Here is a 13,587-nt window from a genome sequence, read left to right on the forward strand (position 1 = left end):
TGAAACCTGTCCAGATTCGCGCAAGGCTTCTATGTCCGCCATTTCCTCGGCTCCGTTTTCTCCGGAAGAAATTGCTTCAGAAGGTATCAAACCAGAAGAATACGAAGAAATTTTCAATCGCTTGGGTCGGCATCCCAACAAAGCCGAGCTGGGCATGTTCGGGGTAATGTGGTCCGAGCACTGCTGCTACAAAAACTCTCGGCCTCTGCTGAAGCAGTTTCCTACCGAAGGCGATCGCATCTTGGTTGGCCCTGGAGAAAACGCGGGAGTTGTGGATTTGGGCGACGGGCTTCAGTTGGCCTTCAAGATTGAGTCCCACAATCACCCTTCAGCCGTGGAACCGTTCCAAGGGGCAGCAACCGGGGTAGGCGGGATTCTGCGCGACATCTTTACAATGGGTGCTCGTCCGATCGCGATTCTCAACTCCTTGCGCTTCGGCTCCCTAGATGATGCTAAAACTCGGCGCTTGTTTAACGGCGTGGTGTCAGGAATCTCTCATTACGGCAACTGTGTGGGTGTGCCGACTGTAGGTGGTGAGGTTTACTTCGACCCTGCCTACTCTGGCAACCCTTTGGTGAATGCGATGGCCTTGGGGCTAATGGAAACCCCAGAAATCGTCAAATCAGGAGCTAATGGCCTTGGCAACCCCGTACTCTATGTCGGCTCCACCACTGGACGCGACGGAATGGGTGGAGCCAGCTTTGCCAGTGCCGAACTTAGCGATGAGTCAATGGACGATCGCCCTGCGGTGCAAGTGGGTGATCCTTTCTTAGAAAAATCTTTGATTGAAGCTTGTCTAGAAGCCTTCAAAACGGGTGCGGTGGTTGCCGCTCAGGATATGGGTGCCGCTGGGATTACTTGCTCCACCTCCGAGATGGCCGCGAAAGGTGGTGTAGGCATCGAGCTAGATTTGGATCTCATTCCGGTGCGCGAGACTGGCATGGTGCCCTACGAATATTTGCTCTCCGAGTCCCAAGAGCGGATGCTGTTCGTAGCCCACAAAGGCCGCGAGCAGGAATTGATTGATATTTTTGAGCGTTGGGGACTGCACGCAGTTGTGGCGGGTAGTGTGATCCAAGAGCCGATCGTGCGGATTCTCTTCCAAGGAGAAGTCGCCGCGGAGATTCCTGCCACTGCCCTAGCCGACAACACCCCAATCTATCACCGGGAACTGATGGCTGAGCCGCCAGAGTACGCCCGCAAAGCTTGGGAATGGACGAGCGATCGCCTGCCGCCTTGCTCCGCTGCTGGCATTGAACTAGCAGGCAGCAGCAAAACCTGGAATGAAGTTTTATTCCAACTGCTGGAAACCCCCACGATCGCCTCGAAGCGGTGGGTGTATCGCCAGTATGACCATCAAGTGCAGAACAACACCGTTCTCATGCCCGGTGGTGCAGATGCAGCAGTGGTGCGCGTACGTCCCGTTAACAGTTCCCCTGCTCAAGCTAACACCGGAGTTGCCGCCACTGTAGACTGCAACCCCCGCTACGTGTACCTGCATCCTTACGAAGGAGCCAAGGCCGCTGTCGCCGAAGCCGCCCGCAACCTCAGTTGTGTGGGAGCCGAACCCTTGGCAGTCACCGATAACCTCAACTTCGGTAGTCCCGAAAAACCGATTGGCTACTGGCAACTCGCCGAAGCTTGCCGAGGTCTTGCCGAAGCTTGTACCGAGTTCAAAACCCCCGTGACTGGCGGCAACGTCTCGCTCTACAACGAAACCCTCGACTCCGAAGGCAAACCTCAACCGATTTACCCAACTCCGGTCGTCGGGATGGTTGGCTTAGTTCCAGACTTGAACCGAATTTGCGGTCAAGGGTGGCAAGCTACAGGCGATCGCATCTATTTATTAGGACTCCGCTGGGATACTCAGGAAACCGCAGCCGTTACCTTGGGCGCATCAGAATATCTAGCAGCTGTTCACAACACCGTAGCAGGGAAACCCCCTGTAGTTGATTTTGATCTCGAACGCCAAGTTCAAGCCGCTTGTCGAGAAGGCATTCGCCAGGGTTGGGTGCGTTCTGCTCATGACTGTGCTGAAGGTGGCCTCGCGATCGCCCTTGCTGAAGCTTGCATTAGTGGCCAGAAAGGAGCCGAAATTGCTCTGGATATCTCCGACTCCCAACCTTCCTCTCTGCGCTGGGATCAGCTCCTATTCGGGGAAGGCGGAGCTAGAATCCTGGTTTCTGTAGCTCCAGACCAAGCTGCAAATTGGGAAACCTATGTGCAAGAGCACTTGGGAGAACACTGGCAAAATCTCGGTCAGGTGGGTAATCCGAACGCTGGTTTACGGATTTCCACTAGACCCTCGGTTCCGGTTATCGACGTTAGCATTGCAGATATGAGCGATCGCTGGCTCAATGCCATTGAGCGTCGCTTAGCAGTCTAAAACAGTAGCGCGGCAACTGTAGTTGTAGCACAAGATACAAATTCCTTGGGTTAAGGCCAAGGAGTTGTTCCGTTTAAGGTTTTTGGTGGGATTATTAAAGAAACGTTAAGTCTACTGCTGGCTGTTCAAAGTTTCGATCTCAATCCCGCCCCATCCGATTCAACCTACTAGGAGCTGACCGCAGCATGATTCCCACCCATTCTGATCTTGCGTTCCCTGAAGATTCCTTGCCTTTGACTAGTGATAGCCAGGGCGAAGGGAGCGGCGACGCTCGACCCGACAAACCAGAGGAAGCCTGTGGTGTTTTTGGTGTTTATGCCCCCGAACAAGCTGTTGCGAAGCTAACCTACTTTGGTCTATATGCTTTACAGCATCGGGGCCAAGAATCGGCTGGGATTGCCACCTTTGAAGGTGACAAAGTCCATTTGCATAAAGACATGGGGCTGGTTTCCCAAGTGTTTAACGAGTCGATGCTGAGTACAATGCCTGGGCATTTAGCAGTCGGCCATACCCGTTACTCTACTACAGGTTCTAGCCGCGTCGTTAATGCCCAACCTGCTGTAGTGGAAACTCGCTTGGGTTCCTTAGCCCTGACTCACAACGGCAACTTGGTCAACACCGAAACTCTGCGCCAAGAGCTGTTGCAAAACAATTTTAATTTAGTCACTACTACCGACTCAGAATTAGCGGCTTTCGCGATCGCCGAAGCTATCAATAGCGGCAAAGATTGGTTAGAAGGCACCATTAGCGCTTTGCACCGTTGCCAAGGAGCCTTCAGCTTCGTTATTGGTACCCCCAGCGGCATCATTGGTGTGCGTGACCCCAACGGCATCCGCCCTTTAGTCATTGGGGTAATTCCCAGTCCTGACGAAACCACGCCAGAGCGCTACGTCCTCTCTTCCGAAACTTGCGGCCTTGACATCATTGGCGCTGAGTTCCTCCGAGATGTAGAACCCGGAGAACTGGTTTGGATTTCTGAAGCAGGCTTAGCTTCATTCCCTTGGGCTCCACAGCCTCAACGGAAGCTTTGCATCTTTGAGATGATTTACTTCGCTCGTCCTGATAGCGTCATGAGTAAAGAAAGCTTATACAGCTATCGGATGCGGATTGGTCGCCAATTGGCCCAAGAATCCCCGATTGATGCAGATATTGTGATTGCTGTCCCCGACTCTGGCATTCCTGCCGCGATCGGATTCTCCCAAGCTTCTGGCATCCCCTACGCTGAGGGCCTGATCAAAAACCGCTACGTCGGTCGTACCTTTATTCAGCCGACCCAGAGCATGCGAGAAGCTGGGATTCGCATGAAACTGAACCCACTCAGAGACGTGCTAGAAGGCAAGCGAGTGATTATCGTAGACGACTCCATCGTCCGGGGTACTACCAGCCGCAAGATTGTCAAAGCTTTGCGAGATGCTGGGGCGACCGAAGTACACATGCGGATTTCCTCGCCACCCGTTACCCATCCTTGCTTCTATGGCATCGACACCGACAATCAAGACCAGTTGATTGCAGCGACCAAATCCGTTGCAGAAATTGCTGAACAGATTGAGGTAAACTCCCTGGCTTATCTCAGCTGGGAAGGCATGCTCATCGCCACCCGCGAAGACCCCAACAGTTTCTGCTCTGCTTGCTTCACAGGCGACTACCCCATCGCCATCCCCGAACCCGTGAAGCGCTCCAAACTGCGCCTAGAAAAGGAAAAAGTCGGCACGACCCCTTAAAAGTCGTAAAAAGTCGTATCGTCACCGATTCCCCCTAACCTGACAAAGTTGGGGGGAATCTGCTTAAAAGCCCTCAAGTCTGGGGAATCAAAGCTCTTACAGGTATGCCAGAAAAGGAGCGGTGCAACGAAATTAAAGTGTGTAAGTAAACCCTTCCACCAACATCCCTGGCACCCAACAACCTCCTAACTGACGGCCTCCATAAGTGCCCACCTCAGGGATAAACTCCTGAAAATTAGTGCAGTCAATCAGATTCTCACCCCAAAAGCGATACAAACTCTCGTCAAAGCGTAGATTTTCGATGGGGGCGACAATTTCGCCATTTTCTACCCAGAAACAGGCATAGCGAGTCATCCCCGTAATCCGACCCGTCGGGCGATCGCTCCAATTTAAATAATGCAGATTGGAGACATATAACCCTGTTCCCAACTCCGCCAAAATTTGCTCTCGCGCCAAACCACCCGCGCTAATTTCTGGTGATCGCAAGCCCTCTGAACCACCAGCTCCATTTGCTGCCAGGCCATACTCTTTGGCGGTGCGATCGCTCACCAGCGTATTCACCAGTTCACCTGCCACAATCAGCGGCAACTCTATCGGAGCGGTTTCTCCCCACTCATTGAAGCGAGGTACCAAACCGTGTTGAAAATTCTCCTTCAGTGTGAAGCGGGGAGATAAGCGCTTCTGACCCCGCCGCAACTCCTTCAAAGCACTATTGCCTTGCTGCAAAGCGGCTTCACTAATGCCACCCCAAGACAGCATCCCAACCAATTCCGCGATCGCTGCTGGGGCGAAATAGGTGCGGTATTGTCCGCGTGAGAGTTGTTTAGGGGAAGTAGAAAGCAATTGCAGTTGGGCTTTAGACTCTTCGATTTGAGTTTTGTAAGCCTCTGTATCCCAAGTGCTCCCCGCCAACGTGCCTTTGGCCGCTTCCCCGCCAGTGCCAAACAAAGAATAGTCCAGAGCAAAAGAATCTGTCGCAAACCAATGCTTCTGACCGCTAGAGTCGGCATAGCCCCGTACTAGCAAGCCTGCTGCATAAAGTCCCGCAAAATCCAACTCGGCCACAATGGGTAGCACAGTGGAGGTGACTGCTTCAGGCGCGAGCAGTTGCCCTAAGTGCACATCGTGGCTGGTGCTGGTGCCCGCTGGAATGACTAAATAGGGGTCAATCGGGAGCTGAGGGACGGCTTGCCGCAGATCTGCTAAGGCAAGTTGAGCTTGCTGCAAGTCCACTTCCAAATCGCCCGTAAGCGGAAAAGTGCGATAACTGGTGCGCTGGTCACGAATTAAGGTGAGCTTAAGTGAGCCATCAGCCACATTCCCAATTTGCCGTACTTTCGCTTGATTGAACCGAACAAATTGGCTGCGTTCGCTGCTAAGTTTTATCGTTAAAAATTCACCCGATTCGGCTTGGCGCAACAGTGCCTCGACCACCTGTGCAAAGCTGGATTCTAAAGCAGTTAACTCTGCGGAACTCCGGGGAGAAATTACAGATGAACTGATGGATGAACTCACGCACCACCTCCAAACACCTCAATATTGGTAAAGGCACAAACAGGAGCGGCATGCCCCACCCAAATGGTTTGATTCGGTTCGCCCTTACCGCAAACCGGAGAGCCATATAGCTTCCAGGTCGAGCGATCGCCGAGTTGAGACAAGCTGCGCCAAAATTGCGGTGTCGTTCCCCGGTAGTTGGGATTGCGAAGCGTCTTGGTGAGTTGGCCGTTCTCAATCAGCTTGGCGTATTCGCAACCAAATTGAAATTTATGCCGCTGGTCATCAATTGACCAAGAGCGATTGGATTGCATATAAACGCCTTGCTCAATGTTGCCGATGATCTCCTCAAAGCTGGCATTGCCTGGCTCTAAATTCAGGTTAGCCATGCGATCGATCGCCGGACGATTCCAGGAAGTAGCCCGCGCACAAGCCACTCCTGGGAGGCCGAGGCGAGCTTGGCTTTCTAAACTACCTAAACCCCGCTCCAACACACCCTCGCGAATCACGTACTCACGGGTCGCGGGCACGCCAGTATCGTCGAAGCTATAGCTAGAAAACTCACCCGGAACGGTGGGGTCAAAGGTGATATTCATCAACGGCGAACCGTAAACCAAATTCCCAAAATCTTTTGGTTTGACGAAGCTGCCCCCTGCGTAATTCCGCTCATCGCCTAGGATGCGATCGAGTTCTAGCGGATGCCCTACGCTTTCGTGAATTTGCAGCAGCATTTGGTCTGGGTCCAGGACCAGCGTCGTGGCCGTGGTGGGGCATTCCTCGGCGCTCAGCAGCTCTACTGCTTGCTCCCCCACCTGCTTGACTTCAGCCCATAGCTCGGGAGTCAAAAACAGCTCCATGCCCCCTTGGTGGCAATGGGCTAACCAGCCATTGTGACTGCGGCGTTGCACGACTGGGCCTGCTTGGGCGGTAGCAGCGTAGTCGGTCGCTAAAGTCAGGAATTTCTGATAAACCTCGGAGCCATTGCTGCTGACAAACCAAGTTTCGATTTCTCTGGTATGAGCAGCGGCACCAGTCTGCACAATCTGAGCAGACACGTTCAAGGTTTGGCAGAGCTTGACCAAGACCTCGTTAATTTCCCCAGCCGTCAAAGACTGCAAGGGTTTCAGAAACGGTGAGCTGTACTGCCCCACCACTTTAGGCCGCTCTGCCACAGTAGTCGGGTGAATTGACCATTGGCTGGCGGTAAGGGCTTGCTGGTAAGCGGTTTTAGCTGCGGCTTGCAGACTTTCCAACTTGAGCGAATTGGTGGCTCCATAGCCCAGTTGCCCATTCACCAGCACTTCCACCATGACGCCCTGCGTCAGAGATTTACCATTAGTTTCAGGTTTGCCATCCCGGACAGCGTAGGTTGAGGACGTGTCTTTTACGGCTCGCAGACCCAACCAATCAGCGGGAAGATCCAGAGCCGCGATCGCCTTTGAGAGTTCAGATATCATCGTTCGTTGTCAAATAGCGCGAGCTTTGAACAAAATCACAAAAGCAATAGATGAAGAGAGGAAACCTCATGGTTTCCTCTCAATTATCGGCTTTAGCACTGGTTGTTAGGGTTTCACGAGTCTCATAAATCCCTAACCAGCAAAATTAACTAGCTGCGGTGCCAGGTTGTGACGCCACCGGGTTGATCAACTAGGGTGATCCCTTGAGCTTTTAACTCATCCCGAATGCGATCGCTCTCTGCAAAGTTTTTGGCCTTGCGAGCCTCTTGCCGTTGTTGGATTAGTTGCTCGATTTCTTCATTCGTTGGGCCAGCGGGACTTAACTCAATGCCAAAATCCATTCCTTGACCGAAACCGAATTCAATCGGTACGACTTGGGAACGGATCTCTAAACCCAAAACCTGGGCTAGTACCACTAAAGTTTGCCACTTTTGTCTCAACGTTGGAGAGTCAAGCTTTGTCTTTCCTTGATGGACAAGCACGTTACCTTCACGACGCAGATCCTTTGCAAGTTCAAACAAAACGGCCACACCGCTAGGGGTGTTAAAGTCGTCATCCATTGCTGCCTGAAAGCGTTGCACAGGATCGCTCTGAATATCAATCCGCATGTTGGCGGAATTCCCAAAGTCGGAATCTTGGCGATCGGGCCAGTTCAATTGCTCTCCATATTGATAGCCAAATAGCAGTCCTTCTTTCAGCGTGTCCCAACTGTTATTAGCCGAGGCGATCGCTTCATCGGTAAAGTCGATGGGTTTGCGGTAGTGGGCCATCAACACAAACAGCCGTAGCACCATTGGGTCTAAACCATGATCCAACATTTGTCGAATCGTGGTGAAGTTGCCCAAGGATTTGGACATCTTCTCGCCGCCCACGTTCACCATGCCATTGTGCAGCCAGTAATGCGCCAAGGAATGACCTGTGGCCGCTTCCGACTGGGCAATCTCGTTTTCGTGGTGCGGAAACACCAGATCTGACCCGCCCACATGGATGTCGATTGTGTCGCCTAAGTGCTCCTGAACCATTGCCGAGCACTCGATGTGCCAACCCGGACGACCTTGACCCCAAGGAGACTCCCAAAATTCCTCGCCTGGTTTCGCCGCCTTCCACAGGGCAAAGTCGAAAGAGTCTTGCTTTTTCTGTTCCTCTACGGATACTTCAACACGGCCACTCGCTCCCGCTTGCATGTCCTCTAGCTTGCGCCCCGACAGCTTCCCGTACTCAGAAAACTGCCGCACCTTGTAGTAAACATCGCCATCTGCCGCATAGGCAAAGCCTTTTTGCTCTAGCTCATGAATCAGACGTTTGATGCCATCGAGGGTATGCGTAGCACGGGGATACTCATCGGCTTCGAGGATATTCAGCCGCGCCATGTCCTCAAAATAGGTTTGGGTATAGCGATCGGCGATTTCTCGGGGGGAAACACCCTGTTCCCTCGCTCGGTTGAGAATTTTATCATCGATGTCAGTGAAGTTTTGCACGTAGCGCACATCAAAGCCACGCCACTGCAAATAGCGCCGTACCGTATCCCAAACAATGTAAGAGCGAGCATGACCCAAGTGGCAGTAGTCGTACACCGTTACGCCACAGCAATACATCCGCACCTTGCCAGGTTCAATCGGCTCAAAAGGTTCTTTGCGACGGGTGAGGCTGTTGTAGAGCGTTAGGGTCATTGTGAACTAGGAATATTTGAGGGACGTAGGGCTAAACATTTCGATTCTACTAGGGTAAGGCACAGCCTCCCTTTTCTTACCGTAGTAGATACAGGTGACAGATCTAGAGTTTCGGTAGGGCGTGTTAGCGCAGCGTAACGCGCCATTGCTCAGTTTCTCGGCACAATTCATATTGTCGGTGCGTGATGTGAACATCACGCACCTTACGAAGTGCTGTTTTGAGAAAGGCGATCGCACAACCAGTCATTCGTTAGAGCGATCGCCTACTATAGGAGATGGCCCAACATCGGCTTGAGACTTCGTTACACTCCTGCGGATTGTTGAGTTGGCTTCGACTCCAAAAAACTCTTGTTCTAGCAATTACTGACTAGTCACACTATGCAATCAGCCACTGATCTCGCTCAAACTCAGGCAATGGATGCCCCCAAGCATGGTCTGCCAGTCACGATCATTACTGGATTTCTCGGTAGTGGGAAGACGACCCTTCTGAACCACATCCTGACCAACCAGCAGGGCGTGAAAACTGCGGTTCTGGTGAATGAGTTTGGTGAAATCGGCATCGACAACGAGCTGATTGTGAAAACAGGCGATGACATGGTGGAACTCAGCAACGGTTGTATTTGCTGCACCATCAACAATGACTTGCTAGAAGCGGTTTACAAAATTCTAGAACGGCAAGAGCGCGTAGACTACCTCGTGGTTGAAACCACTGGGTTGGCCGATCCCCTGCCTGTGGCGCTGACCTTCTTGGGGACTGAGTTGCGCGACCTGACTCGTCTCGACTCGATTGTGACGGTGGTTGATGCGGAAAACTACAGCTTGGATTTGTTCAATAGCGAAGCGGCTTACAACCAAATTGCTTATGGCGACATCATTCTGCTCAACAAAGTGGACTTGGTGGATGAAGCCGATGCAGACTCTCTAGAGCTGAAGATTCGGGACGTGAAGAAAGACGCTCGAATTCTCCGAACCACGAAGGGAAATGTCGCCTTGCCATTGATTCTGAGTGTGGGTCTGTTTGAATCAGATAAATATTTCAACCCTACTGATTCTGAGCCGAATCCAGATCATCACCACGACCACCATCACGATCATGAGCGCCATCATGACCATGCTCATCAGGATCACCACGATCATCAAGGTCATGACGATCACTCAGCTTGCGATCATGATCATGGGCAGTGCACTCACGACCACCACGATCACGACCATCACTCCCACCACTTAGAGAATGACGGCTTTACCTCTCTGTCTTTCCAAAGCGATAAACCCTTCGCAATTAAGAAGTTTCAACACTTTTTAGACAACCAATTACCCGCTGGCATCTTCCGAGCTAAGGGCATTCTCTGGTTTGACGAAAGCCCCAAGCGTCACGTCTTCCACCTCAGCGGCAAGCGCTTTTCGCTGGAGGATGACACCTGGAACGGCCAACCCAAAAACCAGTTGGTGCTGATCGGTCAAGACTTAGATCACGATGCCCTGCGATCGCAACTAGAAAAGTGCCTCTGCATCCCTTCCACCAGTCGCGGTCGTGGCTTTGGTAAGTAATTAACGCCAGTTAGCGAAGGTGGCGATCGCTAACTATGTAGAATCCTCGTGCTTTTCCCTAGGCCAGAGAATTCTGGCTCTTTCTAGAATGGGAAAACAGCACGGGGATTTTTTAGTTGGAAGATCCGGCAGGTCAGCGTCAAGTTTTAGTTTGTCAATATCAGAACTGTCTAGCTAGAGGCTCAGCTCAAGTTTTGGCAGCGTTTCAGTCTCAGCCTGTTCCGGATACCAGCATCAGTGCCAGTGGCTGCTTGGGCCAGTGCAATATGGGACCCAACGTGCGAGTGGTACCCGATGAAGTTTGGTATTGCCGAGTCCAACCCAGTGATGTCCCGGCTGTGGTGGAAGAGCATTTGCAGGCAGGACATGCCGTTGAATCTCTATTACATCCTCGCTTTCATCCCAAAAGGTTTTAAGCTTTTAGCCCGTGATGCATCGGTCAATTGCAATCTGTGGTGAAATCTATATTTTTCCTAGCAGGGTGCTAAGAAATTGCGAGAATTAACCCAAAATAGCTGAGTCCATCTTCAGCGATCGCATGGGCATCCTGAAGTGATGTGAGTTTGTTACTGCTAGCCCAAATTTTTCCCTTGGAGTGCCAGGAGTTCCGGTGATCTACCCCCGCTTGCGTCGCTACTGCTTAGCTGCCTCTGTAGCGTTATCTACGGCTTTAATGGTTGGTGGCAGCGCTATCAAAGCTGCGGCTATCCCCGATGATATTTTCACACCACACCTCGCTAAAATCAGCCAAGGGTTGCCGCCCAATTTGGTGATGCGCTTGCCATCGCAAATTAGGTTGAGCGGCCCAGGGGATCGAGATTTTATTGATGAACTGATCGTCAAAGTTTTTCCTTCCCAGTCGCCTCCTGGCATGACCGTGGGTTTGTTTACGTGCGATATCAGCCCCCAGCCTTGCTTAATCGGTAGCTTTTCGGTAGACAGTAAAGACTCAGAAAGCGCCCAGATCGAACTAAAAAAACATCAAGCTGCGGCGGCTCCGATCAAGCTGGCAGAGGGGGTGCGTGGTTATTTTCTGCCAGGTCCCAGCCTTAAACCCGCCTCTCGATTTTCTTCTGTGATTTGGGAGCAAAACGGCTTAGTGTACACCGTGAGTTTCTTTTCAGGAGAGCGACAAAATATTCTAAATATGGCTTACTCTATGGCCAACAATCCACCGATTAACCGCGTTGTCACCCGTCAAACGATGGCTCGTTAGGGGTAGTAGGAGTCTGGGATTGTAAGGTCAGATTGAGCTGATAACGAACAATGTCGGGTGAATTGGAAAGAATCACAATTTCGTAATAGCCAGGACGAGGTAGCGTGCCCGACCAACTCGTTTTGGGTGTGTCGTTGATCAGCGCTTGAGCCGCAGCAGAACGGCGCTCAGGAGAATAAATGGACAAGCGGGTGCCTTGGTTAGGAGATTGCAAGGCGACTCGGATCGTCTGCCCTTGGCTTAAATTAGCCACATAAACTTTTCCTTCCCCAGGCTTGAGCGTTGCGGTCAAGGTTTGGCTAGGGTTTTTAGGGCCAAGCTGAAGTGGGGAGAAAGCAGTTCCAGCTTGAATGGCTTGAAAGGTTTCCGCCGCGATCGCATACCAAACCTGACCAAAAGTGTTGGGGTCTAGATAGCGCTCTTGTTGCTCTGGAAACAAGCGATAGAACTTGGCATCCACCAACTGAGCAAAGGTCGGGCGGCTAAGGTGCTGCCGCTCTAGTTCCATCACCCACTGGTCGTAGTCTTGCTGGCTGTAACGTCCCAAGCGGTTACGAGACTCTTCACTCAGAGGTTCTAGCTTATTCAGTAGCTTTTCTGCCGTGGCATTCCACTCACGGCGCAAAGCCCGATCGTCTGAATCGCCGCTGAGACGACGGTTGTCGAGTTCGGAATGTTCTGAGTAAAAAACCGTATCGACTAAATCCACAAAGAGGTCGTAGCTGATGTTTAAGCGCCGACGGCGATCGCGTAAAGCTGCGTGGGTGCCATTTTCCGACTTGGGAGTTGTGCTGACAGAGTCGGAACCTTTGGCAGTACGAGATTGAGCTGCTGCTTGCACCACCGTTGCAGAGCTAGATGAATCTTGCCGAGCCTGCTGCATTTGTCGTAGCGATCGCCAAGCAGTTCCAGCCAACAGACCCAGCACGAGCAAGGTGAGTCCAAGCGCAGCAACCGCTAAAGCCGAACCCATCCAGGTAATATCGCTTTCCGGTTCCACCCGCTCTGGCTCTAAGGCCACTACAGGTTGCGGTTTTGGCGCTGGCTCTAATTCTGCTTCCAGGTTTAATTGCGGTTCTAGCTCTGCTGCCAACTCCAGTTCTGGCTCTACCACAGGCGAATCTGCGACGACAGGAGGCGGGTTGTTATGTTGGGGAGCCAGTGCCAAGGCAGCAGTGGGAGGAATGTAAGCGGGTTGGGCAAATAGAGCTTGCAAAGCGCGAATCACTTTGCCCGCTGAACCATAACGATTTTGCGGCTTGGCACTCAGCATCCGATTGAGAATTTGGGCCAATCCTGGTGAAACCGTCGCCCAAGGTTCCCAATACCACAGTTGTCGTCGCGGATTGTAGAGGGTTTGAGGCTCCTGCCCAGTCAGTAAAACAACTGCGGTGGCAGCTAAGGCATAGAGGTCACTGTTGCGGTAGACTTTGTCAGATTGCAACTGCTCTTTGGGGGCATAACCTAGCTTGCTCAGATGTTTCTTCGGACCCGGATAATAGAGTTCTAGATCAGTAGCAATCTCCTGAATTAAGCCAAAGTGAGTCAGCATCGGCACTCCATCTCGCTGCCGAATCAAGATGCTGGCTGGCGAAAGATTGCCATGAATGATGCCCCGACTGTGAATATGTAGCAGCACAGGCAGCACATGCCAAAATAACTGCAACACTTCTGCCTCAGAGAAAACTTGGTGCTGAGTTAAGCGCTCCTTCAACCAATCCCCACAGGTAACACCCTCAACATACTCCTGCACCACAAACAAGCGATCGGCGTAAGGAATAATGCCCCGAAACCGAGGAATCTGAGGATGCTGTAGCTCATACAGAATCGCCGCTTCTTGTTGAAAGACTCCTCGAATAACTTCTAGTGAGTAAGCACCAGGATGGCGGAGGCGGAACTCCTGTAAGAGATATAGCTCATTAAACCGAGTTTGGTCTTCGGCCAAATAGGTACCTTGCTCCAGCAAGTCGATTAGGTGATATCGACCTGGCAAAATTGTGCCTAGAGAAAGGGATGGCTGCATAGCTCAGAGGTAGACTCCAATCAAATCATAGAGAGTCTCTTGTCTCTACCCAACTAACTGCTGGGAGGATCT

Annotated in this window: 10 protein-coding genes; 5 read left to right on the forward strand and 5 right to left on the reverse strand. The window is 51.9% G+C overall.

The window, feature by feature from the left end; all coding sequences use genetic code 11:
- The first annotated feature begins 31 nt into the window (after positions 1-31).
- A complete protein-coding gene (purL, locus tag NDA01_RS00070) occupies positions 32-2,386 on the forward strand; it encodes a phosphoribosylformylglycinamidine synthase subunit PurL (protein WP_348226418.1) in 2,355 nt (784 codons plus the stop codon).
- 185 nt (positions 2,387-2,571) lie between these two features.
- Positions 2,572-4,107 carry an amidophosphoribosyltransferase gene (gene purF / locus NDA01_RS00075; RefSeq protein ID WP_348226419.1) on the forward strand — a complete coding sequence of 512 codons (1,536 nt, stop codon included), beginning with the start codon at positions 2,572-2,574 and terminating at the stop codon, positions 4,105-4,107.
- Positions 4,108-4,239: 132 nt separating this feature from the next.
- Here the strand turns inward: purF and NDA01_RS00080 are convergent, their stop codons facing one another.
- The 4 genes from NDA01_RS00080 to NDA01_RS00095 form a co-directional block, all read right to left on the reverse strand.
- Positions 4,240-5,622, reverse strand: a complete 1,383-nt coding sequence (locus NDA01_RS00080; RefSeq protein ID WP_348226420.1) for a TldD/PmbA family protein — start codon at positions 5,620-5,622, stop codon at positions 4,240-4,242.
- Positions 5,619-7,058, reverse strand: a complete 1,440-nt coding sequence (locus NDA01_RS00085; RefSeq protein ID WP_348226421.1) for a TldD/PmbA family protein — start codon at positions 7,056-7,058, stop codon at positions 5,619-5,621. Before NDA01_RS00085 ends, NDA01_RS00080 begins: the two co-directional genes overlap by 4 nt.
- Positions 7,059-7,207: 149 nt before the next feature.
- The gene (gene cysS, locus NDA01_RS00090) at positions 7,208-8,728 is read right to left on the reverse strand and encodes a cysteine--tRNA ligase (RefSeq protein ID WP_348226422.1); all 1,521 of its coding nucleotides are present in this window, start codon (positions 8,726-8,728) and stop codon (positions 7,208-7,210) included.
- A gap of 124 nt (positions 8,729-8,852) precedes the next feature.
- Positions 8,853-8,975: a hypothetical protein gene (locus tag NDA01_RS00095; RefSeq protein ID WP_348226423.1), complete on the reverse strand. Its 123-nt coding sequence runs from the start codon at positions 8,973-8,975 to the stop codon at positions 8,853-8,855.
- A gap of 131 nt (positions 8,976-9,106) precedes the next feature.
- On the opposite strand from NDA01_RS00095, the gene NDA01_RS00100 reads away from it, so the two are divergent.
- The 3 genes from NDA01_RS00100 to NDA01_RS00110 all read left to right on the forward strand — a co-directional run bounded on the left by NDA01_RS00100 (position 9,107) and on the right by NDA01_RS00110 (position 11,492).
- Positions 9,107-10,276: a CobW family GTP-binding protein gene (locus NDA01_RS00100; protein WP_348226424.1), complete on the forward strand. Its 1,170-nt coding sequence runs from the start codon at positions 9,107-9,109 to the stop codon at positions 10,274-10,276.
- A gap of 116 nt (positions 10,277-10,392) precedes the next feature.
- The gene (locus tag NDA01_RS00105; RefSeq protein ID WP_348226425.1) at positions 10,393-10,692 is read left to right on the forward strand and encodes a (2Fe-2S) ferredoxin domain-containing protein; all 300 of its coding nucleotides are present in this window, start codon (positions 10,393-10,395) and stop codon (positions 10,690-10,692) included.
- Between the two features lie 194 nt (positions 10,693-10,886).
- Entirely contained in the window at positions 10,887-11,492 is a 606-nt protein-coding gene (locus tag NDA01_RS00110; RefSeq protein ID WP_348226426.1) for a hypothetical protein, read from the forward strand.
- On the opposite strand, the gene NDA01_RS00115 is transcribed toward NDA01_RS00110, so the two are convergent.
- On the reverse strand, positions 11,467-13,515 hold the full coding sequence (locus NDA01_RS00115) for a serine/threonine protein kinase (protein WP_348226427.1): 2,049 nt from the start codon (positions 13,513-13,515) through the stop codon (positions 11,467-11,469). The two genes, NDA01_RS00110 and NDA01_RS00115, sit on opposite strands and share 26 nt — an antisense overlap.
- Between the last annotated feature and the right edge of the window lie 72 nt (positions 13,516-13,587).

Source organism: Trichocoleus desertorum AS-A10 (assembly GCF_039962155.1).
Lineage (GTDB): Bacteria > Cyanobacteriota > Cyanobacteriia > FACHB-46 > FACHB-46 > Trichocoleus.